Genomic DNA, 22283 nt, shown 5'->3' on the forward strand with positions numbered 1-22283 from the left:
GTTTACCCTAATCACCGGAATCGGTTCGAGGGCATGTTGGGAAGCGGAGCGCCGGGGGCTCCCGTATATCGTATTGTCCTACAATAAGTGCTAGCATTCTTGCTGCGTAAAAACGGCATAAACAATAAAACGAGAGAATGGAGAACAACCGCATGAGATTCCTTGCGCGCGCCCTATCGCTATGCACATTACTGCTGGCCGCTGGCTGTCAGCATACGGCGGAACCCCGCTCCCCGGAGCTCACATCCGAATCGGTCAAAAACCTGACCCAAAAAGTGGCCGACTGGCAGATCGAGCATTTCGAGGAGCAGGGCAAGTACCGCGCCCTGCCTCAGGACCCACCGGACTGGGCCAACCGGGAGCAATACCACGACCTGGAGTGGCACAACGGCGCGCTCTACGCGGGCATGAACCAGTGGCGCAAAATCGCCGACGATCCCAAGTATACCGAGTGGTTGAAGATGATCGGCGAGCGCAACGACTGGGCCCTGCACCGGCGCCCCTACCATGCCGATGACCACGTGGTGGGCCAGTTCTACCTCGCCCTGTACGAAGACTTCAATGACCCGGCCATGCTGAACCCGGTGCGGTCCCAATTTGACTGGATACTGGAAAACCCGAAAACCGGTACCCTGGACTGGAATGCCGAAAACACCCACGCACACGAGCGCTGGGGCTGGTGTGATGCCCTGTTTATGGCGCCCCCAGTGTGGGCCCGGCTGGCGAAAGTCACTGGAGAGGAAAAGTACCTGGATTTCATGCACCAGGAATACCTCGCCACCTATGACCTGCTCTGGAGTGAAGAGGATCAGCTGTTCTTTCGGGACTCCAGTTTCTTCGATCAGCGCGAGAAAAACGGCGAAAACATTTACTGGTCCAGAGGCAATGGCTGGGTATTCGCCGGCCTGGCGCTGATGATTCCCGATCTGCCTAGAGACTGGGAGCAACGGGATTTCTATCTCGAACTCTATAAAAAAATGGCTCGCAAGATCCGCTCCGTCCAGCGAGACGATGGTACCTGGTCCATGGGGCTGCTCGGCGACCCCGCGCAGTATCCGATCAAGGAAACCAGTGGCACGGCGTTTTTCACCTTTGGCCTGGCCTGGGGCATCAACGAGGGCATTCTGGATCGAGACACGTATGAACCAGTGGTACTGAACGCCTGGCAGGCGCTGGCCGATGCGGTGACCGATGAAGGCCTGTTGGGGCATGTGCAACCGGTCGGCGCCGCACCGGGGGAGTCCTTCCCGGATTACACCGAAGTCTATGGCGTCGGTGCCTTTCTGGCCGCAGGCTCGGAAGTCTACAAGCTGCTTGAGTCACAGGAAACGGCCAACGATCAAGCCGCCAAGCCCACCGTTCAGACCTTCATGCACAACAGCGGCTGGTGCTGGTTTCAGGACCCGCGCGCCATCATTCACGACGGGCAGTTGATCATCGGCGGGGTGGCAGGCAACGGCATCGGCGACGCGGCGGTGGGGGTATACGATCTGGAAAATCGGGTCATCCTGGGCAGAACCAGCCTGCACAAGCACTTTGACCATGACGATCACAATACCCCGGCGTTTTTTGCCCGTCCGGACGACAGTCTGCTGGCGGTGTACGCCCGTCACAGCACCGAGAACAAGCACTATTACCGCTTCTCCGATAGCGACGATTACCTGAGCTGGGGCGAAGAGCACACGCTGGAGAGCGGCGAGCCGGTTACCTATATGAACCTGTACGCTCTGGCCGCCGAAGACACTCTTTACAACTTCTACCGGGGCATTGAATGGAACCCCACCTTCGTCACCTCCAATGATGAAGGCGCCAGCTGGGGCGACCCCGTTCACTTCATCAAAAGTGAGGTGGAAGGGCGCAACCGACCCTACCCCCGCTACGCCAGCAACGGACAGGACACCATCGCCGTTTCCTTTACCGACGCTCACCCACGAGTGCACGGCACCAGTATTTACTACGCCGAATTCCGGAATGGCAGTTTCTACAAGGCTGATGGTAGCTTCATCAAAAACCTGAAGAGGGATGGGCCGCTGAAGCCATCAGAGGCCGAGCGGATATTCGAGGGCGGGGGCGGCGGTTTCCGGGGCCACGAACTCAGCGCTCACAACAGCGCCTGGACCAGCTCGATCGTACTGGACGAGCAGGGTCATCCCCATATCGGCTACTCGCTCTACCTGAGCAATAACGACCAACGCTACCGCCTGGCGTCCTGGGATGGAGCGCAGTGGATTGATCGGGAAGTGGCCCACGCCGGCGGCCGACTGTACGAGCGCGAAGCGAGCTATACCGGGCTGATCACGCTCGACCCGTCAGACCCGAACCACGTGGTGATTTCGACAGATGTTCACCCAAAAACCGGGGAAGCATTGGGCGGCAAACATCAGATTTTTCGCGCGCATATTGGCGAGGGACAGAAAACCGCTGACATTCAGTGGGAACAGGTGACCGATGATCCGGCGCGCCACAACATCCGCCCCATGATCATTCCGCAGGAATCCCATAGCGTCATTGCCTGGCAGCGCGGGCAATACACTACCTACACCGATTATTACCTGGATACCGTGGGGATCGTTTACTGATCAGCGGGTTTTCCACATGTTGGCCACGGCCTTGTCGCTTCCGAGAAGGCCCACCACCGCACAGACAATACTGCCCGACAGAAAAACCACGGCAGGGATCAGGCCGCCCAACACAGAAAACTTGACGGCCGCAAACAGGGAGCCCGACGCTATGACCAGGAACAGAACCGCCACCACAATCAGAATGGTGCGGTGCAAGGGCTTGTAAGCATAGCGCGCTTCGCCCTTTTCGAAGTGATTGAGAATAGGCGAAAACAGCTTTTTCATAGAACCCCCGCAAAGATTCACTATTATAGAGCCATAGTCTCCGCCATTACCACCGCCAGCCCGGTAAATCCTCACTGCTCGTCAACGCACACTTTGGGCGGCGCGCCCTACCCAGAGGATGGCAACACCGCCCCGCAATTGCTCAGTACCGCGGATGCGCAGATGTACTCGTCCCAGTATGGGCATCAATCATCCAGCTCAAAGACTCCGTTCAGGAACGCAATCATATCGCTGACCGTCGGTTCCGAGAGTTCTTCAAAGCAGCCCTGGGTGTAGTCGTTGCAACCACTGTCCAGAAATCCGTGACCCCTGCCTTCGTAAATCTTCAGGGTGGCAGGCTGGCCCAAGGCCTTCAGCGCATCCACATAAGCGCGCGCACTGGCCGGAGTCGTCAGCTGGTCTTCCGACCCGACGTGAACAAACTGGGGTGGTAAGGGGTACTCCTCGGCACTGACCAGGTACTGATCCGGTGATACCGCCTGATAGTACTCGGGATTATCTTCGACATTGATATCGTCGCCAAACATGCCGCGCGCCTCGGCGCCGCCCCAGGCCCAGAACGGATTGCTGTCCTGCTCGAAACCACCTTTGGCCGATTCGTACAGGCTGAACGCCGCATAGCTCAGAATGGCCGCCTGCACCCGCAACCCATCCTCCCTGGCTACGGCCTCGGCGGTCATCCCCTCAGGCAAGTAGGTCGGGGTGAAACCCAACGGTTTGGAATCAAAGCCGTCATTGCTCAGCGTGCGCCCCGCCAGCGTCACCATGGCAGACAGATGCCCGCCCGCGCTATCACCGGTCACGGCAATGCGATCCGGGTCGCCACCGTAGCGCTGGATGTTGTCTTTCACCCAGAGCACCGCTCCCATGGCATCTTCCACGATTTCATCCATGGTGGTGGTGTTATCCAGGTCCCCCAGCAGGCGGTAGTTGATGTTCACCGTCACCAGATCAGCACGTCGGGCAATGGTGTCCGCCAGGTCCGTCATGATGGACTGATCGTTCACCAGCCAGCCACCGCCGTGAATGACCACCAAAACGGGCCGGGCCTGAGTGTCGGTTTGCGGCACCGCAATATCCAGGGTCAGATCAAACCCTTCCGGGCTGGCCCAGACGATATCTCGATGATGGTTGATTTCGTGCTCCACGGGTACGCTGGAGCATGCAGACACGGCGAGTGCGATACACACAGCGCCGAGTATCTTTGTCAGGAATCTCATATCCAATACCTTTGCCGGGAATAACGTTATTGTGGACCATCGACCATAATGGTCGGATGCACTTTAACAGTATTCCGGCAAAAGCTCAGCCCCAACTAATTAACGGTTCGAACTCTCGGTGACAGGGCTTTCAAGGTGGTAAAGCCCGCCCGTATCCGTGCGGCGGTGGTGATCCAGCACATCACAGCGAAGAGGCCCGCCAGCCAGGGGAAGTATTGCGGGAACAGGCAGAACAGCACCAACGCCACGATGGTCTCGGTGCCCTCGGCCAAACCGCCCATGTAGTAGAGGGATTTCTGCGGGTAGTCCGGACTGTTGAGCTGGTATTTGTTAGCCATGATGGCAAAGGCGAGAAAGGTGGTGCCGGTGCCGACGAAGGAGAGCATCAGCAGCGCGGACCAGAACGCGTTCTGCTCCGGGTTGGCGAGCAGAAAACCGAAGGGAACGGCATTGTAGAAAATGAAATCCAGCACGATATCCAGAAAGCCGCCAGAGTCGCTAATGCCCTGAATTCTGGCAAGGGCGCCATCGAGGCCGTCGCTCAGGCGGTTGAGCACAATCACCACCAGTGCGGCGACGTACCATTCCAGCGCGAGCAGTGGAATGCACAACATCCCGATGACGAAACCGCCGACAGTCACCTGGTCGGCGGTAATGCCCAGGCGATCCAGTCGTGCGGCAAGCCAGCGCAGCGGCGGGCGGGTCAGTGGAATCAGGCGGGTATCGAGCATTAAGCGACTCCGGGAAGGTTAACGCGGCGCGAAGCGATAGCGCGCCCGTCGGTTCAACAGGGCGGCGGATAGTAACAGTATCAGGGGCAGCAAGAGTTGCCAGAACGCATAGAGCCCCAGCAGACGGCGGTCCCCACCGCTGCCAATATTGACCGCTTCGGTGGTGACGGTCACCACACGGCCGGCCCCCAGCAGCTGGGTGGGCAGGTACTGGGCGACACTGACCGAAAAGGCGATCACCCAGGCATAGAGTATCGGCTGCTTCAGAATGGGCAACAGGATCCGAAACCAGCACGCCGGTGCTGAGTAGCCAAGGCTCTGACCCACCAACAGCCAGCGTCGATTGAACCGGCGGTAATCACCGGAAAGCATCAGGTAGGCATAGGGAAAGGTGAACACACAGTGGGCCCAGAGCACCCAGTGCCAGTGCGGATCGAGACGCAGGGCGCTCAGACCGAACTGCCAGCCCATCACCAGTGGCAGCTGCGGCAGCAATAGACCGAGCAGCATCAGCCACTGGGGTGAATAGCGTTCGCGCCGGGCCTGCCACTCCAGACATACCAGTGCCGCAACCAGTCCAACACTGGCACTGAGAAGCGCGAGTTTGACCGTCTGCCAGAGCAGCGGCGCGAGGAACGGCCACTCGCTACGCCAGGTGGACAGACTGAACGCGCCGGGCAATAGATCCGGATAAAACCAACTTTGCGCCAGCGACCAGACTACCAATGCCCCCATGACCCCCAGGGAAAGCGTCGCCATAAAGGGCAACCACAGGCGCGCGATGGACTGCAGACGTCGGCCCAGAATTTGAAGCCAGAGAGGCATTTTGATATCGCCCTGTCGATGCCAGCGCAGCAGACCCGAATATAGGCGTTCGTGTTGTCGGTTAAGCCACAGGAGAATGACCGCCAATGCCACCAGCATCAGGCTGCCCAGCAGTGCCGAGTGAGCCGCCTGAGCCGAAAAATCCTGCTGCCACTGAAACACCTGCTGGGCCCACACGCCCGGAAGATTGGGGCCGATCAACAGCGGTACATCCACCACCGACAGGGTGTAGATCACCACCGCTGCCATGGGCAGACGCAGCCGGGTCAACAGTTCGGGCACAATCAGTTGCCACCAACTGGCGAGCCGGGAGTGGCCCAGAGTCTGCCCCGCCTGCAGGTAGCGCTCCGCCGGGATCTGGGTCAGGGCGCTCTGGATCATCAGGAGCAGAAAGGGGATTTCCTTCAGCAGCAGCACCCAGAACAGGGTAAACAGGGACCGATCCGCCAACAGCGCCGAAGCCGGCGGTGACTCAAAACCACCAAACAGACTGTGCCAGCCACGCACCAACCAACCGGTGGGACTGAATAAAAACAGCACGCCCACCGCAAAAGCCAGATGGGGAATGGAGAGCAACGGGGCGAGCCATCCGAGCAGGCGCGGTGATGGCCGCGCGCTGAAAGCCAGTGCCACATAGCAGGCCAGCAGCGGCGCCAGAGTCGCCAGCACCAGAGAATAGCCGATGGCCGTCATCAGCCCCGGCGCCCGCACAAACTCAGTGACGGCGTCGGCACTCAGCCCGGACAGTTGACCGACGTAGGGCCATACCGCGACTGCCAGGGGAATGCCCAGCAGGAAAGCCAGACACAGCCCGGCCGTGGCGTTCAGGGTCGGACTTACTGGTAGCGCGCGAGCCAATGTGCCTCCAGCCGTTCCTGCCAGCCGGCATGCAGCTCCTGAGCGGTGGGCAACAGCGCCTCCGCCTCATCCAGCCTGACCACCGCCGGATCGCCCCAATAACGCGGGTCCGCCTTGCGGGCCTGAGCACTGCGGGAAATCAGAAAATTGATCACCACTTTCGCCGCTGCCTTATGGGAGGCGTTGTGCGGCACCGCCAGGTAATGACTGTTGGTGATCGCGCCCTGGGCAAAATAGTGCTGGGTTACCGTCTCCGGCAAGCGGCCATTACGGACCTTGCTGTCCATTTCCTGGGGATTGAAACTGAACGCCGCATGCAGCTGCCCATCGGCCAACCACTGCAATTGCTGAGCGGAGTCCTGCGGAAAGGCCCCACCTTTTTCCCAGAGTAGAGGGTGCAATTGATCGAGATAATCCCACAGTACAGGCAGCAGGTCCCGTTCGGCACTACGACTGGGTTCGCGGTAGAGCCGCTGGTCATTATCGGCCAGAGCCTGCAGCAGGGACTTCAGAAAGGTGGTGCCAATAAAATCCGGCGGTTTGGGATAGCTGAGCCGGCCAGGGTTCTGTTGGGCATAGGTCAGAAGCTGCTCCGGGGTGATGTCGGATTCGGCAAAGCTGCCGTCGCGGGCGATGATGTTGAACTGGCCCATGCCCCAGGGCACTTCGAAGCCGTCCACCGGCACCCCAAAGTCCGTCAACAGCGGCAACTCGTCCGTGAGCAGATGAACGTGATTGGGAATCGCACTCAGCAGATCCGGCTCAAGTGACTTACTCTCTTTCAGTGCGTGAAAATTTTCGCCGTTGATCCACAGAAGATCAATCGCACCACCCTGCTTCCGACCGGCAGCCTGGTCACTGCGCAAGCGATGCACCGCCTCGGCGATGTCGCCGACTTTGACGTGGCGCAGGTTGATGCCGTACTGCCGATTCAGGTGCCTGCCGGCCCAGCGCAGATACTGATTGACCGAATTTGAGCCACCCCAGGCGTAAAAGAACACCGTGCTGCCGCGCGCCTCCTGCACCACGTCGGACCAGTCCTCGGCGGTTTGTTCGGCCTGGACCACGACCGCGCTGCTCATCAGAAGCAGCGCGGTCAGGGCGCGCTTAAAAGCGCTGGGTAAACTGCAATTGAACATGCCGTGGCAATTCCGGAAAGACCAAAGAGGAACCAAAATACCCGCCTTCAAACACCGGTGTCCAGTTTTCTTCGTCGGTGAGATTGAATACATCCAGGCGGATGCGACTGGCGCCCTGATTGAACTCATAGGCCAGGTTGGCGTTCAGCGTGAACTGCTCGGGAATGGTGACCGTCTGCAGGTAGTCCAGCGGATAATCGCTGGTCAGCACGGCAGAGCCACCCACCGACCAACCCTCGGCAAAGAGGTACCCACCCGCTGCGGACAGGCTCCAGTCCGGCAGGCCGTGCAGACGCTGGTTGGACGCGGGGAAGGCAGCGAAGTTCGGCGCACCGACGCCGGTGCCCTGAATGATATCCGGGCGGGAGTCATCGAAGGCATCCGCCACCTGTTCCGCGGCCTGAAACGCAGCGGAATGATCGAACTCGGCATCCAGCCAGTTGGCGCCCACGCTTACCCAGGCGGCTTCCCCACGGTAAAAGAGCTGAGCCTCCAGACCCCGGGTAGCCACCCCGCTGTTGCTGCCATCGCGGTTGCGCAGGCTGCGTGTCTGGTCGAAAACCGCCGCATCCGCATACCAGGGTGAACCGGCGGGTGCGTATTTCAGACCAACTTCGTGCAGGGTATTTTCGGTGGCGAAGTTGAGCGGGTCGATCTGGTTGTTCGCTCCGAGCACATTGCCACCGGCCATGCTGTTGGAGGTGGACTCGCTGTAACTGCTGGTCGCGTATAGCGTGACCGACTCGTTCGGACGGTAATGCAGAGTCGCTTCACCGGCCTTGAGGAAATCATTATGGTTATCCCGCGCCGCCTCGACACCCTCGGGCGCTATGGGATCTCGTGCGGAAACATCGTACCAGTCGCCCCGAGCGCCCAGCGTCAACTGCAGACGTTCGGTCAGCAGTTGACGATGCTGAACAAACAATCCGCCCTGCACACTGGAGGAATCCGTCGTGTCTGACAGGTTGAAATCCCCTACATTGTCGCCGTCGATGTCGTACTGAGCGCCCGGGGAAACGAACAGGCCCGGGCGCAGCTCCACCAGACGTGCCTTCTGTGCGTCGGTCAGCGGGATTTCCCGATTGCTGAGCGGACCGGTCAAGTCCGTGGGCAGGTCGGCCTCGGTGGTGAACTGGCTGTAGCCGAGCACGTCGTTGTAACGCAGGTTGGCGCCCACCGTGGTGTTGTGAATATGCAGCTCGGTGCGGTTTTCCAGCGTATCGGCCCCGTCGACAATTTCCACAAAACTGTTCTGGGCGATTTCCTCGCGCTCCAGATGTTCGTAGTAGGAGCGGTTGACCAGGCGAATCGAGTCCGCCAGCTCAATGTTGAACACCGAATGCAGCAACAGGGTTTCCGCCCCGTTGATGTCATCTGGATGGGTATGTACCCGGTTGCGGGGGATCTTTACCTCGCCCGATGGACTGACGACCGCAAAGGCGCCCGGTACCCTGGAACCATTGGGCTGGACACCCTGCCCCTGCACGTACAGACCGTGATCGATCAGATCCTGGGTCGGACGATTGATACCCGCATTATCGGTCCACTCCACATCATAGTATTCCAGCGACACATTCCACTCAAAATGATCGCTGGGCAATATACGGTAGGCGGCAAAAAGGTTGGTGCTGTCGAGCCCGGCATAGTCGTAGAAACTGCCTTCGTCTTTATGCTCCAGGCTGATCCGGACCCCCTGACGCTCAGGATCGATCACCCAGGAATAATCCAACTGCGCGCCGTACTGGTCCCACTCGCCGCCGGTCAGACTGACACGACCTTCCGGCTCACTCAGGTCTGGACGCTTGGGCGTGATATTCACAAAGCCACCGGTACGCTGAGTGGTGCCGAGAATCACCGAGGGCGTACCGCGCACAATATCGATCTGTCCCACGGAGTTGAATGACAATGGAATACCCAGGCCATTATTGCCCACCTGGCGGCGCATGCCGGCCGAGAAGACTTCGCCCAACTGACCACGCAGCGTCGGCAGACTGGGCGCACCAAAGCCTTTGGCCTGGAAGGTGTTGGGAGCGACCCGCTGCAGCTCCTGCAGGTTGTCGATGGCCGCTTCGTTCAGCAAATCTTCGGTCACCGGGGTGATTGAACGGCCGATGTCGGCGATGGTCTGGCCCAGGCCAAAAGGCCCGTCGACTTCGTCGCTGCGCACATTGCCCATACCACTGAGGGCTTCGCCCACCACGAGGACATCCTGAATGCTGCTGGTTTGGGCGTGAGCGGGTAGCGCGGCCATTAGAGCGGCGCTGGCGCACATCGTGCGTAGCGCCGTCGAGTGCGGTGATCGGATGGTAAACCGATTTTTCATTAATGCTTTACTCCATTTGATACATTCATCATTGTCTTACGGCGGATGCGCCTTCGGCTTATCCGCGCTACACATACTCTCGGAACACGCTTTCCGTAGGACGGGTTCCGCCGTTCGAAGGGCGAAACCCGCGTTCGCCGGTTACCATGCTAGAAGCGACTCAACACAAGACCGGCAGCAAGCGGGCCACTATGCCATTCGCTTGAGACGCCGGAGAAGGGGCACCCCCACGGGCATCGAAGGCCATCCGCTCCACTACCGCCGGGAAGGTCCGGTCTGCTCCAAACCCCAGCATCGGCAACAACAGTGGTGCAAGCCACGGTTTCTTGGGCTCCAGCTCCCACCACACAGTCACCTGGCTTTGTACTGGGCTGTCTTTGGATGGCTCAACGTCCCAGCCACCAGTCATTTGTGTTGCCGGGAACGGGAAGTCCGGCTCGGAAGCCAGAAAACGTAAGGTAACAGAGCGCCCCGTTTCAAATTCTATACACTCCTCTGCCCAACGCTTGCCGCTACGGTCGGAGCAAACTCGTACCGCCCCTTTACCCGGTTCGCGACCATTCATCAGTTCTGAATGCTTGAGCATGGGCACATAATTCTGGATGTGCCCCAGATTCGAAATGACACGCCACATAGCCTCGGCAGGTGAATTGACCGACACCTGAAGACAATGCCGATAGCGGTTCACCCCCGCAACGGCGTGCAAATGCCGAATCCCGCGCATTTGCAGCACCGCTAAGCTCAGCACGACAACCGCAACAGCCCCCACCAGCCATTGGCCAGTAGATGATAACAGCCCCGGGACCAACACGAACGGAAAGGTACCTACCACCCAGAGCAAGTCGGCAGCGCTGGCATACAGGGCGCGCCAGCTTGCAGGGCGGGACCGCGTTGCCTGGTGTACAAGATCAAAAGCAAACAGCGCCAGGCCCACCGCCAGCCAGGGCAAAACACCCGCAATTTCCACCCCGAGCCAGGTGCTGACTTGCCCGGGAGTTGTAAACATCACGATAGCGCTGGCAAAGGAAAATACCGCATTCCCCAGCAAGGCAAGGCGCAGCGGGCGAGCATTCAGATACTCGTTCATGTTCATGTCCTCTGTGTGGCCTGAAGTCATTGCAAGGTCCGGCAGACGCCGACAGAACGCAGTCGTTTGAACTGTCGGTTTCTTACAACCAAAGAACTACTTTTTACCATTCAGACGCCAATCGTAATCGAGAAAGCGATAATCCACCGCGTCCTGGCGGAGTTGTTCTTTCTCGGTTTCACTTAAACCGAGGCTATTGGCATAGCGCAAGAAGAACGCATTCAGGCTGTCGATACCCTGCCAGCCGCGTTCAAAGTCTTCGCGGTACCATTTGAAAATGGAGGACACTTCAAGTTGGCCGTCGCGAAAGCGGTTGCGGGTTTCATCCCGCAGAAAGCGCTCGGTGCTGTCCTCCAATTGTTGTTCGAGCTGCTCGGCGGTGAAAGGCTCGGTGCGCAAGGCGGGGCAACCGATGGAAGCGCAGTTGACGGCGAAGTGGATGCGCGGTTCATTGTAGGTGCCCGGTTCGCGGATGATTTCATGTTCGACCTGGTCGAGGTGCATGTCTTCACCGAGCAGGGTGAAGAAGCGTTTATTCCAGGGATTTTGCCAGAAGCTGCCGGTGTCTTTGATGGAGTCGACGGGATAATGATCAACAATGAGTTTCAGCGTAAAAGCGTTATAGGCATTGATCAGGAACGCGAGTTGTTGGTCTTTGTTCCAGTTGTCGAAACTGGTTTTTTCGACACCGGAGAGTCGTTCCAGGTATTGGTCGAGGTTGTCCGGGTCAGCTTTGAGCGCTGGGTAGTCCACCGTGGAAGCGGTACCGTCTTCACGCCATTCGACGTGGTTTTCAAGCACCTCAGCGTAGGTTTTGTGTTGGTGGTCGAAGTCGCTCGATATAGCCAAACCACTTAGCATGGATAAGGCAACAAAAACGATTCCTTGCATAGAGCGCTTGATCGATTCATCACGTCCGGCACGTCGGTCCGAACACCGTTTCAAGACACGCTGCAAGTACATCCCTGTAAGCTCGAGAGCGCTAGTCCCACGGCTCACGGTCTTGAAACGGTGTTCGGACCGCCGCACCTCTGCACTCCGAATTTCCTCGTTGCGGGAAGAATGCTGACCCAGTTTTACGTAGGGCTGGTAAGCCGAAGGCGCACCTGCCGCAAATATACGTGACGCTATCATCTGTCACCTCCCCTTCTCCAGGTGTGAAACTTCTCCAACCATTTCAAAACCGCCTCGGGTTTGTGGGCTTTTTTCCACTCGCCGGCGGTGTATTTGTTGGCTTCGGCAAGCGTTGGATAGGTGTGGATGGTGCCCAGTATTTTGTTCAGGCCCAGGCCGTGGCGCATGGCGAGGATGAACTCGGCCATGAGGTTGCTCGCTTCGGTGCCAACGATGACCACGCCCAGGATTTTGTCCTTGCCTTTGGGCGTCAGGACTTTGATGAAGCCGGTGGTGGTGCTGTCGGCAATGGCGCGGTCGAGTTCGGCCAGTTCAAAGCGGGTGACTTCGTAGTCGATCTCCTGCGCCTTGGCGTCCGCTTCGCTGATGCCCACCCGGGCAATTTCCGGGTCCAGGAAGGTAGTCCAGGGAATGACGGAGTAATCGACCTTGAAGCGTTTGAATTGCCCGAACAGGGCATTCACAGCGGCGTACCAGGCCATGTGCGCGGCGGTGTGGGTGAACTGGTAGGGCCCGGCCACGTCGCCGGCAGCATAGATATTGGGGTAGAGCGTCTCCAGGTATTCGTTGGTGACGACGGTGCGCTCGGTGCGAATGCCCAGTTGTTCCAGGCCATACCCGGTCAAGCGTGCTTTTCGGCCCACGGCCACCAGTACTTGGTCGAACGGGATGCGTTTTTCTTCGCCCTGGTGTTTGACCACCAGAACTTTTTCACCACCGTCACGCTCGCAGCGCAAGGCTTCGTGCCGGGTCAGCACCTCAACGCCATCGGCCATCATCGCCTCACGTGCTATATCCGACACCTCATCGTCTTCTTTGGCAAGAATGCGCTCACCCCGTTCGATCTGACTCACTTTGGACCCCAGGCGGGCGAAGGCGTGAGACAGCTCCGACCCGATGGGGCCACCCCCGAGCACGATCAGGCGCTTGGGTGGTTCGTCCAGCTTGGCGAAGGTATCCCAGAGCGTATCGCTGGTAACGTAGCCGACGTCGTCCAGACCGGGCAACTCCGGCACCAGCGGCTCGGCCCCGGCGGCAATGACAATGCTCCGGGTGGTCAGGCGCTGGGTGCCTCCGTCGTTCAGCGCGATGTCGACGGTCCAGGGGTCCACAATAGTGGCGTAGCCCTGAACCACATCAACGCCCAGACCGGTGTAGCGCTCGACACTATCATGCGGCTCGACCTCCTTGATGACCTTGTGAATCCGTTCCATCACGGTGCGGAAGCTGAAGGTCGGCTGCTGGGCGTTCAGGCCATAGTGGTCGGCGTGGCGCATCTGGTGGGCGACTTTGGCACTTTTGATCAGCGCTTTGCTGGGAACGCAGCCGTAGTTCAGGCAGTCGCCGCCCATTTTATGGGCTTCCACCAAAGTGACTTTGGCTTTGACCGTCGCGGCGATGTAGGAAGAAACCAACCCGCCCGCGCCGCCGCCAATGACGACCAGATTACGATCAAACTGCCTGGGCTTGCTCCAGCCTTTGTAGGCGCGGCGCCGCTGAACCATGCGCACTATGCCTTTGGCAATCCAGGGGAAGATACCCAGTAGTGCAAAGGAGAGAATCAGTTCCAGCGAAAAAATCCCGCTCACACTGTCGATATCCGCCAATTGAGTGCCGGCATTCACGTAAACGGCGGTACCGCCGAGCATGCCCACCTGGCTGACCCAATAAAAGGTCCAGGTCTTCAGCCGCGTCACCCCCATCACCAGGTTGATGACGAAAAAGGGAAACAATGGAACCAGGCGCAGCGTAAAGAGGTAAAAGGCACCATCGTGCTCGATACCGCGGTTGATGGTCTTCAACCGCTCGCCAAAACGCTTCTGTACCGAATCACGTAAGACAAACCGGGACACCAGGAACGCCAGAGTAGCACCGACGCTGGATGCAAAAGACACCAGCAGCAGACCCTGCCCAAGACCAAACAGAGCGCCACCCGCCAGTGTCATGATGGCAGCTCCGGGCAAAGACAGGGCAGTAACGACGACATAGATAATGAAGTAGACCGCGGGTACCAATACCGGAAGTTCGGTCAGCCAATGATCAAACTGCGCCTGACTGTTTTTGAGTTGCTCAAGTGTCAGGTAGTCGTTCAAACCAAACCCGAAGAAAGCGGCCACCAGGGCGGCGACAAAGGTGATGATGATCAAGCGTTGCATTCTGCGTCCTTCTGATCTACGAAATACCCTCTGCCGGTGGTTCCGGCGTGGGATTGAGTCGGTCTGTCGGCCCTAAGACCGGATTCTTACAAACGGGTGCCGTTTGTACGCAACACCTGCGGTCAAAGATGCCCACAGGCGTTGGAGAGTGACTATGATAGCAGCTATGCTTTGACGGCAGTCCTTGCCCTCAAGCCCCGGAGCCACTTATGTCCCAACCGGTCCTTCTGTTCGATGTGATTGAAACGCTATTTTCTCTGCAACCACTTCGCGACCGAATGGCAGAGGAAGGGTTGGGGGAGCCGTACGCAGACTTGTTTTTTGCCCAGCTCTTGCGGGACGCCTTCGCGCTGTCTGCCACCGGGGTGTTTCATCCCTTTCCCGCTATCGCCGCCGGAACGCTAAAAGTTGTGTTAAGCAGTGCAGGCAAGGCGGCTGACGCGCCGCAAGTCAAGCGACTACTCTCAAGCTTCTCTGAGTTACCCGCGCATCCCGACGTGGCCCCCGCGTTGGCACAGGCCCGCTCAGCCGGCGTCAAAATCATCCTTCTTACCAACGGCTCCGCCGACAATACTCGCCAGCTGGTGGCTCGGGAGGGTCTGAGCGCGTTGGTGGACGGCATCGTTTCCATTGACGAGCACTCTGTCTGGAAACCCCAGCCCACGCTTTATCAGGCCGTGTGCAAACAGTTCAATACGCCCCAGGCAGAAACCACCGTAATTGCCGCCCATGCCTGGGACGTGCACGGAGCCCGGCAGGCGGGTCTGCGGGCCGTGTGGGTCGAGCGTCAGGATCACTACTTCCACGAGTTGATGAGCGCTCCATCGGGCGAGGCCCGTACGCTCCCAGAAGCCGTCTCGATGGCGTTGATCAGATCAGGCAGGCATTAAGCCGGCCCCTCTCTACGTTGAATTTGAAGTTCTAGTCTTGCGCATTGCCGTAAATAGACACAACGCAAGGTGCGAGTGGCACTCCCCTGTTAATTCCGGTACACGCTACCACTCGAAAGCCGTATGGCGGGCGAGTTCCTCCGGCTCAAGAACCCCTTCGTACCGTCGGTCATCGATGATCCAGGTGGGGTAGCTAATGATATCTTCGCGCACGCAAACACGCGCCCTGGGCCCCTCTCGACCAAGAGGGCTGCACTCCACATAAGGCAACTGCTCTGAGGCCTGGTGAAACAGACGCTTTTGCTGTTGACACGCCGAGCACCAAGAGGCGCCATAGAAAACAGCCCCGCGCTCCTCCAGATGCTCAGCCAGGGCTTCAAGCTTGGCTGGTGGTGGCGGCTGCCAAAAGTCGCTGTAGTAATAAATGTGAAGGGATCCAGTCACCACCAAGGCCAGGATGGCTGAGTTCAACGGCCAGTACCACCAGACAGGTGATTGGGTCGCCGCCGGGCGCTGCCAGGCCAAAAGCGCGACTACCCCGGCCAGAGTTGCCAACGATGCCAGGCACCAGAGGCAAACAGTCTGCAGCTCCACCAGGCCTACCATCGTCAGGTAGAGGCTGATCGCCAACCCTGCCACTGACAGACGCCACACTCGCCGCCAACGCTTGGTGGGAGCCGGCGTGCTCAGGACCACCAGCAGCATCAGGGTGTACAGCACAAAACCCCAGAGCGACAGGGGCAGCCCCAGCACCCGGGACCAACGGCTATTCTGGACCAGGTCGCAGCCCGAGCCGTCACCACACAGCGCCGGCCCCGAGTCCAGCCAGGCAACGCCGGTCAGGTAACCGGTGATCGCCAGTCCCAGCCCCAGCAGTGCCAACAGCGGCCAGTTGGGCGGTGTATTCGTCCGGGTTTGCCTGGTTTTGGCACTCGGTTTTCGCGGGTGTTTTTTTGCCATTCGGATCGGCTCGCTGCTGGGTTTTAATTCTTGGGCGTTCGGGTCATTAAGACGCCGACTTTACTGGATCTTACCATCTGGGGTGAGATGCACAACGCACCGGCCGTCACTGTTGGCAATCAGACGGGACGGCTGCACCTACCCTGCCTTTTCTGGGCATTGACTCCGTAGCCGACTACGGTAGTAGTCTCTTCTCAATGACCCATGTTCAGAGGTGAGTGATGACGAGCTCCAATTCAGGTGGCGGCCCCCTGGCGGCTGGAGGCATCGCCGCGCTTCTGGCATCGGCCTGCTGCATCGGGCCACTGGTACTGATTACCCTGGGCGTTTCCGGTGCCTGGATCGGGAACCTGACAGCGCTCGAACCCTATCGTCCGATTTTCATCGGCGTCGCGTTGGTGGCCATGTTCTTCGCCTGGCGCCGCATCTACCGACCGGCGGAAAAGTGCCAGCCGGGAGAAGTGTGCGCCATACCGCGAGTCCGGGTCGCCTATAAAGTGATCTTCTGGATGGTATCCATCCTGGTCCTGATCGCCCTGCTGTTTCCCTACACCCTGCCTCTGTTCTATTAAGAAGGAGATCGGCCATGAAGACCTGTTTCGCCCTCATTACGCTTATTGCTTTGCTCAGTGCGCCCGCCCTGGCAGGGCTGCGGACTGTCACCCTATCGGTGCCAGGCATGACCTGCGCTGCTTGTCCGTTCACCGTGAAGGCCGCCCTCAACAAGGTGGACGGTGTCTCGCAGATCGAGGTGAGCTACCCGGATCGCGAGGCGGTGGTCACCTTTGATGATACCCGGACCTCACTGAAGGCGTTGACCGACGCCACAAAAAACGCCGGCTACCCCTCAAAGCTGAAATCCTCAGAAGCGGACCGGGAGTGAGCATGAAAGATGCCAATAGCCCCTTGCACATTGCCGTGATCGGCAGCGGCGGGGCGGCCATGGCGGCTGCACTGAAAGCGGCCGAGCTCGGCGCCCGCATTACCCTGATCGAACGCGGCACCCTCGGCGGTACCTGCGTCAATATCGGCTGCGTCCCCTCAAAGATCATGATTCGCGCCGCGCATATCGCGCATCAGCGCAAGACCAGTCCCTTTGATGAGGGGCTGAGTGCACAGCCGCCCGACGTGAACCGGGAAAAACTGTTGGAACAGCAGCAGACCCGTGTGGAAGAACTGCGTGACGCCAAGTACGAGGCCATTCTGTACGACCACCCGGCGATCACGGTACTGAGCGGTGAGGCCCGGTTTGTCGATGCCAACCATCTGGTGGTCGCACTGCACCGGGGCGGCGAACAGACGGTGAGCTTTGATCGTGCCTTTATCGGAACCGGCGCCCGCCCGGCCGAGCCGCCGATACCCGGGCTGGCCGATACGCCCTACCTGACATCCACCCGCGCATTGACGCTGGACAACATTCCCGAACGGTTGATCGTGATCGGCGCCGGCTTTGTCGCCCTGGAGTTGGCCCAGGCATTCGCCCGGCTGGGCAGTGAGGTCACCGTACTGGCCCGAAGTCGACTGCTGTCCAGTGAAGACCCCGCGATTGGTGGGGCCATAGAGGCCGCATTCAAGCGAGAAGGCATTGCGGTGTACAAGCAGACCCAGGCCAGTCGTGTGGACTGGACCGACAATGAATTCACCGTCGACACCAATGCCGGTGTTTTTTGGGCGGAGCAACTGCTGGTGGCGACCGGTCGCACCCCCAATACCGAAACCCTGAATCTCCAGGACATCGGTGTGCACACCCCGGGCGGCGCGATTGAGGTGGATGAGCACCTGCAGACCGCGGCTCCAGGAGTCTATGCCGCCGGCGACTGCACCGATCAGCCGCAATTTGTCTATGTGGCCGCCGCCGGGGGCAGCCGGGCGGCCGTCAACATGACCGGTGGCGAAGCGACGCTGGACCTCAGCGCCATGCCGGGCGTGATGTTTACCGACCCCCAGGTGGCCACCGCGGGTCTGACCGAAGCTGAAGCAATAAGGCAAGGCTTCCGCGTGGATACCCGAGTGCTCGACTTGGAGAACGTGCCGCGAGCGCTGGTGAATTTTGAGACCCACGGTTTTATCAAAATGGTTGCCGAGCGCGACTCGGGACGTTTGCTGGGCGTGCAGGCGGTAGCCGCCGAAGCCGGCGAACTGATTCAGACGGCGGTGATGGCGTTGCGGGCAGACATGACTGTGGAGCAGATCGGCAACGAACTGTTTCCCTACTTGACCATGGTCGAGGGCCTCAAACTCTGCGCACAGACCTTTACCAAGGATGTGAAGCAGCTGTCCTGCTGTGCGGGATGAAGGTTAGTCTGCAGGCCGCCAAACTTCCACTTGGTGGCCTGCAAAATGCGTCGTCCAAACTCGGCCTTCGGCGTCTATAGCCACCGCCATCTCGGAATGACCGGGACCTTCAGAAGCGGTACCGAAGGCCGTCAGAAAATCGCCCTCGGCCGTGAATTTCTGGATGCGATCGTTATAGAAGTCGGCGACGAACACGGTTCCATCAGGAGCGACGTCAATTGAGGTCGCGGTAGTAAACCATCCCCTGAAGGGGCCAAAAATATTCATGCCGAAGGGCCCACCCCATTTACGGATGAAGGTTCCATCCGGACCAAACTGTTGGACCCGATCGTTATAACCATCGGCGACATAGAAGCCACCGTCCGGGGCGAGCGCGACGTCAGCGGGGTAACTGAACTCGCCGGGACCTCTGCCTGCGCCGCCCCAGGACTCCAGCACCTCGCCATCCGGCGTGATGTGCACAATGCGCTGGCCGTAACTATCGGCAATCAATAAGGTTCCGTCGGCACGCACCGCCACGCCGCCGGGGCTGTCGAGACCGTCTTCCGCTTCAATGGCGCGTTCATGCTCGCCGGCCAGCGTAAAAACGTGTACCACATCGTTTAAATAGTCGGGCACATAGAGCTTGTCATTGGCAATAGTGATGTTCATCGGTCGACCGAGATTTTCGGCACCGAAGTCACGCAGAAACTTGCCCTTCTTATCCAGTACCTGAATGCGGCTATTGCGGGCATCGGCGATGAACACTTCCTCAGCGGTGACGGCGATACCGGTGGGGCTGTCAAACTCGGCCGGGCCCTCGCCTTTTTTGCCCCAGCTTTGCACCAACTCATAGGGCGGCTCCTGATTCCAGTTGATCGCCCCACCCGCCCCAAGAAACAGGGCAAGGAGCACCAGAATCGCAAGTAAACCGTAGCCCAGCCATCTGCCCAATCGGATCATGCGCGGTCTCTTCTAGAAGTTGTGACGAAAGCCTGCGCGCAGGATGTAGTCGTACTGGATCGCGTCACCCCTGGGGTCTGCGGCCACCGGCAACTGTACCGTTCCTTCAAGGATCCAACTCCGGGTGACGTACTGCAGGCCGGGAGCCAACAGCCACTGGGTACCCCCCGAGTCCGGATCGAGACCGGAACCCATCTCGTCCCGCTCACGATGGATGAGATTGGACTCGAGCAACGCATAGACGAAGCCCGGTGCGCCGCCCTTCAGACTCCCCGGCCAGACCCGGTACTGCAACGAGGCGTCGAAGCGCGTTTCATCGCCTCGCGCGAAACCCTCGTGACGACCGTTTTCACGATACAGCAGCTGCGCGTCCCACTGGTACTGCAGCGTTTGATAGGTGACCACGACGCCGCCGAAGGCATCCCAGGCGCCATCGCCCGCCTGCAGTGGTCGCGGCAACTTGCCGAGCTCGTCGCGATCATTGGTATCGCCGGTGGGTGCGGTGACACCGAGCAGGGGAGCCACGCGAAAGGTGCCACCCGTGAAGTCATTCTGGTACAGCGTGTAGCGGCCAAACAGCGAGGCGTCGCCGAAGCCGTCGGTGCCACGCTCGACTCGGCCCAGAGGCGTGGTGACTTCAAGCTCTCTGTCGAAAAAATAGGGAACCATGCCGAAAACGGCCACCTTTGAATTGACCCCGTAACCCAGCACGCTGCCCAGCGCCTGCACCGAGACGTCGCGATTCATGGGCCCGCCGCCGGAGCGCTCGCGCAGCACCAATTGCTCGCGCCAGAGGGTTTGTCCCTCGGCCACCGGCAGCGCAGTGTTGAACGTATTGGGAGCGGCGGTCACAGTGCTCGTACCAGCCAGCAGCAGGACACCAAGCAGCGCTGACACATTTCCGGTTGGAGTGTGGTTACCGCGCATCACGGCCTCCCGATCCGCTGTCAGCCTCCGAGTAGGATCGCAGCGTAAAGCCCGCCTCCTTGACGGCCTGACGCGCCCGCTCTTCGGAGAGTGTTTTGTCGTCTTGAAGGGTGACACGCACCACGCTTTCCCCCACGTCGACCTCGACGTCGGTGACGCCGTCGATCTTTTTCAGACGCTTCTCGATACCGAAAGCACAGAACGGACAGGCGAGACCGTCCACACCCAGTACGTATACATTGTCGGCGGCCAGTGCGGAAGTGCTGAGCACCAGACCCGCCAACAGCAGGGATAGTCTTGTAGCCATGACGAAGCCTCTCTTTATGAACAGACAATGACAGTCCAATACTTGGCGTTAACGCCAAGGCTCATCAATCGCTCCGATTGACATCCACCCGTGTACTGAAAGGGACGCCTGCCTAGTTGCGCGCCACCTTGAATTATTACAATGAGTTCAAAAAAGCCTTACCGTGATTGCGTACAGCTCACCCGAGCTCTGGCGCAATTCGACTTGCACTCACTGAAGGTCTGCCCAGGGATGACCGACACTCCCGCCTCGCTCGTCCTAATCTCGATACAGCGACGCTATCATGGGGCAAGTAATGTTGGACTGGCTCAGGCAGGATCGAACCATCCCATCGAGCACCTTTTCTATCTGTCGAAGCCCACGAATCTTTGCCCGCACCTCGAGCAATTTGCTTTCGCCCAATCCCCTGGCTTCATCGCAGTGGGTGCCATCATCCAGCCTCAGTAACTCGCCCACTTCCTTCAGGCTGAAACCCAACCACTGAGCCGATCGAATAAAGTGCAAGCGGGACAAGGCGCGCTCATCGTACTGGCGTATGCCGCCATAGGGTTTTTCCGGCTCCGGCATCAGGTCGCAGCGCTGATAGTAGCGAATGGTCTCGACATTTACACCGGCGGCCTTCGCCAGGGTACCAATGGTCATGGATGTACTCATCAAGTGTTGCCCCCCCATTCCGGTGCGAACTCAAGCCTGGCCCGGTGTTGATCGTCTATAAAGAACATCGGGTGGCTATTCGAAAGAATACACCAGTCCCAATGACCATTGTCGGCGCGTCGTGAACTGTAAGCTGCCACTCAGATCCCGACTGACCGGCACCACCGTGCTGGCCCGGACCGCCAGCACTGGGGTAAAGGTGTATTGCGCCGAGAAGGAGGCATTCACCCACTGCCCCCCGGTGTTGGGCAGCTCGCCACCAAAACGGGTGTGCGCATCAGCCTCACGCATTTCCAGCGCACCCTGCAGGGCCAGCCCGTAGTCACTGGAGTAACTCACGCCAGCGGACAGGTTGGTTTCCCCTTCAAATGAGTATTCGCGACTGTTTTCCCCCGTTTCCGAGTGACTCAGGGAGACGAAGGTTTTCCAGCGTGCCTGCTGACTGTAAGCCCGCGCCCAGTATACCCACGCCGTGCCACCCCAGGCTCCCTGCCCCGGTTGCATGTCCTCAAGAAACAGCGGAGAGCCATTGTCTTCCTCCCCGGTGGGTATACGGACGGCCAAACCGTAAGTGAGCTGCTGGCGATTAAACACTGTTATCTTTTCCGGTGTGTAACTTGCCGACAGAAGGCTATCACCCACCCCCGTCGACACCTGATTGGCTTCGTTGCTGATCCCCACTTGGCGTTCGTGACGAACGTAGGAGGTCAAGGCTCCCAGCGTCCAGCGGTCGGTCAGGCCGTACCCAAAGTTTACCAGCACGGTTTCGCTCGTCCGATCCCGATCGGTTTCATCATTGATTCGTTCACTGCCCGCCACCAGGTCGCTGATATCGTGAAAATTATAGTCGATTGACAACTGCGCCTCGCCCACCTTAGTGGCGACAAACCCGTCGGAATTCGACAGGGGCACACCCGCACAACTGCAGGTGGCGGACAGGGCAGCGGGGCCGTAGAGAGCCGCACTGATCGAAGCCATTCCGATTCCAA

At 59.3% G+C, this 22283-nt stretch carries 20 protein-coding genes; 5 read left to right on the forward strand and 15 right to left on the reverse strand.

The features are described from left to right. Positions 1–152: 152 nt before the first annotated feature. Positions 153–2579, forward strand: coding sequence for a glycoside hydrolase family 88 protein (locus tag EDC38_RS10090; protein ID WP_211331066.1), 2427 nt, complete (start codon positions 153–155; stop codon positions 2577–2579). Here EDC38_RS10090 and EDC38_RS10095 read toward each other — a convergent pair whose 3' ends face one another. From EDC38_RS10095 to EDC38_RS10135, 9 genes are all read right to left on the reverse strand, one after another. After that, complete coding sequence (locus EDC38_RS10095; protein WP_024461393.1) at positions 2580–2846, reverse strand: hypothetical protein; 267 nt, start codon at positions 2844–2846, stop codon at positions 2580–2582. A gap of 185 nt (positions 2847–3031) precedes the next feature. Further along, complete coding sequence (locus tag EDC38_RS10100; protein ID WP_246004378.1) at positions 3032–4066, reverse strand: alpha/beta hydrolase; 1035 nt, start codon at positions 4064–4066, stop codon at positions 3032–3034. Between the two features lie 95 nt (positions 4067–4161). Further along, positions 4162–4797: a CDP-alcohol phosphatidyltransferase family protein gene (locus tag EDC38_RS10105; protein WP_123638408.1), complete on the reverse strand. Its 636-nt coding sequence runs from the start codon at positions 4795–4797 to the stop codon at positions 4162–4164. An 18-nt stretch (positions 4798–4815) separates the two neighbouring features. Continuing rightward, positions 4816–6480, reverse strand: a complete 1665-nt coding sequence (locus EDC38_RS10110; RefSeq protein ID WP_123638409.1) for an ABC transporter permease — start codon at positions 6478–6480, stop codon at positions 4816–4818. Further along, positions 6459–7619 carry an ABC transporter substrate-binding protein gene (locus tag EDC38_RS10115; RefSeq protein ID WP_123638410.1) on the reverse strand — a complete coding sequence of 387 codons (1161 nt, stop codon included), beginning with the start codon at positions 7617–7619 and terminating at the stop codon, positions 6459–6461. Before EDC38_RS10115 ends, EDC38_RS10110 begins: the two co-directional genes overlap by 22 nt. After that, a complete protein-coding gene (locus tag EDC38_RS10120) occupies positions 7588–9942 on the reverse strand; it encodes a TonB-dependent receptor (RefSeq protein ID WP_123638411.1) in 2355 nt (784 codons plus the stop codon). Before EDC38_RS10120 ends, EDC38_RS10115 begins: the two co-directional genes overlap by 32 nt. A gap of 160 nt (positions 9943–10102) precedes the next feature. Further along, positions 10103–11029, reverse strand: coding sequence for an SRPBCC family protein (locus tag EDC38_RS10125; protein WP_170162889.1), 927 nt, complete (start codon positions 11027–11029; stop codon positions 10103–10105). Between the two features lie 96 nt (positions 11030–11125). Then, the gene (locus tag EDC38_RS10130) at positions 11126–11878 is read right to left on the reverse strand and encodes a DUF547 domain-containing protein (RefSeq protein WP_246004379.1); all 753 of its coding nucleotides are present in this window, start codon (positions 11876–11878) and stop codon (positions 11126–11128) included. Positions 11879–12159: 281 nt separating this feature from the next. Further along, positions 12160–14319 (reverse strand): FAD-dependent oxidoreductase, encoded by a 2160-nt coding sequence (locus tag EDC38_RS10135; protein ID WP_123638414.1) that lies wholly within the window; start codon positions 14317–14319, stop codon positions 12160–12162. Between the two features lie 209 nt (positions 14320–14528). Here EDC38_RS10135 and EDC38_RS10140 point away from each other — a divergent pair, with 209 nt between their 5' ends. Then, positions 14529–15209: a haloacid dehalogenase type II gene (locus tag EDC38_RS10140; protein WP_123638415.1), complete on the forward strand. Its 681-nt coding sequence runs from the start codon at positions 14529–14531 to the stop codon at positions 15207–15209. Positions 15210–15314: 105 nt separating this feature from the next. Here EDC38_RS10140 and EDC38_RS10145 read toward each other — a convergent pair whose 3' ends face one another. Then, positions 15315–16169 carry a vitamin K epoxide reductase family protein gene (locus EDC38_RS10145; protein ID WP_123638416.1) on the reverse strand — a complete coding sequence of 285 codons (855 nt, stop codon included), beginning with the start codon at positions 16167–16169 and terminating at the stop codon, positions 15315–15317. A 221-nt stretch (positions 16170–16390) separates the two neighbouring features. Here EDC38_RS10145 and merT point away from each other — a divergent pair, with 221 nt between their 5' ends. The 3 genes from merT to merA are packed head-to-tail and all read left to right on the forward strand — an operon-like array spanning position 16391 to position 18464. Further along, positions 16391–16741, forward strand: a complete 351-nt coding sequence (merT, locus tag EDC38_RS10150) for a mercuric ion transporter MerT (RefSeq protein WP_123638417.1) — start codon at positions 16391–16393, stop codon at positions 16739–16741. 14 nt (positions 16742–16755) lie between these two features. Next, positions 16756–17052 (forward strand): mercury resistance system periplasmic binding protein MerP, encoded by a 297-nt coding sequence (gene merP / locus EDC38_RS10155; RefSeq protein ID WP_123638418.1) that lies wholly within the window; start codon positions 16756–16758, stop codon positions 17050–17052. A gap of 2 nt (positions 17053–17054) precedes the next feature. Next, entirely contained in the window at positions 17055–18464 is a 1410-nt protein-coding gene (gene merA, locus EDC38_RS10160) for a mercury(II) reductase (protein ID WP_123638419.1), read from the forward strand. Positions 18465–18467: 3 nt separating this feature from the next. On the opposite strand, the gene EDC38_RS10165 is transcribed toward merA, so the two are convergent. From EDC38_RS10165 to EDC38_RS10185, 5 genes are all read right to left on the reverse strand, one after another. Continuing rightward, positions 18468–19406 (reverse strand): NHL repeat-containing protein, encoded by a 939-nt coding sequence (locus EDC38_RS10165; RefSeq protein WP_123638420.1) that lies wholly within the window; start codon positions 19404–19406, stop codon positions 18468–18470. Between the two features lie 12 nt (positions 19407–19418). Further along, positions 19419–20333 (reverse strand): transporter family protein, encoded by a 915-nt coding sequence (locus EDC38_RS10170; RefSeq protein ID WP_123638421.1) that lies wholly within the window; start codon positions 20331–20333, stop codon positions 19419–19421. Then, positions 20323–20640 (reverse strand): heavy-metal-associated domain-containing protein, encoded by a 318-nt coding sequence (locus tag EDC38_RS10175; protein ID WP_123638422.1) that lies wholly within the window; start codon positions 20638–20640, stop codon positions 20323–20325. Before EDC38_RS10175 ends, EDC38_RS10170 begins: the two co-directional genes overlap by 11 nt. 258 nt (positions 20641–20898) lie before the next feature. After that, complete coding sequence (locus EDC38_RS10180; protein WP_211331067.1) at positions 20899–21282, reverse strand: MerR family transcriptional regulator; 384 nt, start codon at positions 21280–21282, stop codon at positions 20899–20901. Positions 21283–21369: 87 nt separating this feature from the next. Beyond that, positions 21370–22272 (reverse strand): TonB-dependent receptor, encoded by a 903-nt coding sequence (locus tag EDC38_RS10185; RefSeq protein WP_123638424.1) that lies wholly within the window; start codon positions 22270–22272, stop codon positions 21370–21372. Positions 22273–22283 lie beyond the last annotated feature (11 nt).

It is taken from the genome of Marinimicrobium koreense (assembly GCF_003762925.1).
GTDB classification, from domain to species: Bacteria; Pseudomonadota; Gammaproteobacteria; order Pseudomonadales; family Cellvibrionaceae; genus Marinimicrobium; species Marinimicrobium koreense.

Coding starts and splice junctions, on each gene's coding strand:
- EDC38_RS10100 (WP_246004378.1), bottom strand. CDS start 4,066: ATGAGATTCCTGACAAAGATACTCGGCGCTGTGTGTATCGCACTCGCC.
- EDC38_RS10140 (WP_123638415.1), top strand. CDS start 14,529: ATGTCCCAACCGGTCCTTCTGTTCGATGTGATTGAAACGCTATTTTCT.
- merT (WP_123638417.1), top strand. CDS start 16,391: ATGACGAGCTCCAATTCAGGTGGCGGCCCCCTGGCGGCTGGAGGCATC.
- EDC38_RS10175 (WP_123638422.1), bottom strand. CDS start 20,640: ATGGCTACAAGACTATCCCTGCTGTTGGCGGGTCTGGTGCTCAGCACT.
- merP (WP_123638418.1), top strand. CDS start 16,756: ATGAAGACCTGTTTCGCCCTCATTACGCTTATTGCTTTGCTCAGTGCG.
- EDC38_RS10090 (WP_211331066.1), top strand. CDS start 153: ATGAGATTCCTTGCGCGCGCCCTATCGCTATGCACATTACTGCTGGCC.
- EDC38_RS10145 (WP_123638416.1), bottom strand. CDS start 16,169: ATGGCAAAAAAACACCCGCGAAAACCGAGTGCCAAAACCAGGCAAACC.
- EDC38_RS10095 (WP_024461393.1), bottom strand. CDS start 2,846: ATGAAAAAGCTGTTTTCGCCTATTCTCAATCACTTCGAAAAGGGCGAA.
- EDC38_RS10105 (WP_123638408.1), bottom strand. CDS start 4,797: ATGCTCGATACCCGCCTGATTCCACTGACCCGCCCGCCGCTGCGCTGG.
- EDC38_RS10115 (WP_123638410.1), bottom strand. CDS start 7,619: ATGTTCAATTGCAGTTTACCCAGCGCTTTTAAGCGCGCCCTGACCGCG.
- EDC38_RS10125 (WP_170162889.1), bottom strand. CDS start 11,029: ATGAACGAGTATCTGAATGCTCGCCCGCTGCGCCTTGCCTTGCTGGGG.
- EDC38_RS10180 (WP_211331067.1), bottom strand. CDS start 21,282: ATGACCATTGGTACCCTGGCGAAGGCCGCCGGTGTAAATGTCGAGACC.
- merA (WP_123638419.1), top strand. CDS start 17,055: ATGAAAGATGCCAATAGCCCCTTGCACATTGCCGTGATCGGCAGCGGC.
- EDC38_RS10170 (WP_123638421.1), bottom strand. CDS start 20,333: ATGCGCGGTAACCACACTCCAACCGGAAATGTGTCAGCGCTGCTTGGT.
- EDC38_RS10185 (WP_123638424.1), bottom strand. CDS start 22,272: ATGGCTTCGATCAGTGCGGCTCTCTACGGCCCCGCTGCCCTGTCCGCC.
- EDC38_RS10135 (WP_123638414.1), bottom strand. CDS start 14,319: ATGCAACGCTTGATCATCATCACCTTTGTCGCCGCCCTGGTGGCCGCT.
- EDC38_RS10120 (WP_123638411.1), bottom strand. CDS start 9,942: ATGAAAAATCGGTTTACCATCCGATCACCGCACTCGACGGCGCTACGC.
- EDC38_RS10165 (WP_123638420.1), bottom strand. CDS start 19,406: ATGATCCGATTGGGCAGATGGCTGGGCTACGGTTTACTTGCGATTCTG.